We start from the raw sequence: 537 nt of genomic DNA on the forward strand, positions 1-537 counted from the left end.
GAACGCCATTTGAAACTAAAGTTATTGAAGCGGCAACGTTAGATTTACTAACGGCATTTTTAGATGAACAGTATCAGAAACAAGAACAAGATTATAGTCAAAATTATGCATATGTACGCAAAGTAGGGCATACCGTTTTCAAATGGGTTGCTATCGGCATGACAACGTTAAGTGTGTTATTAATTGCATTTTTAGCCTTTTTATATTTTTCAGTAATGAAGCATAATGAGCGCATTGAAAAAGGATACCAAGCATTTGTAAAGGATGATTATACGCAAGTACTAAATACGTATGATGATTTAGATGGAAAAAAATTAGATAAAGAGGCACTTTACATTTATGCCAAAAGTTATATCCAAACAAATAAACAAGGTTTAGAAAAAGATAAGAAAGAAAATTTACTTAATAACGTGACACCAAATTCAAACAAAGACTACTTATTATATTGGATGGAATTAGGACAAGGACATCTTGATGAAGCGATTAATATTGCCACTTATTTAGATGATAACGATATTACAAAGTTAGCGTTGATTA

At 30.9% G+C, this 537-nt stretch carries 1 protein-coding gene; it reads left to right on the forward strand.

What is annotated here, in order from left to right; translation table 11 throughout:
• Nucleotides 1–537: type VII secretion protein EssB/YukC (locus tag IDG60_RS27210; RefSeq protein WP_274611428.1), on the forward strand; the 537-nt coding region annotated here is incomplete at both ends.

It is taken from the genome of Staphylococcus sp. EG-SA-2, assembly GCF_017152085.1.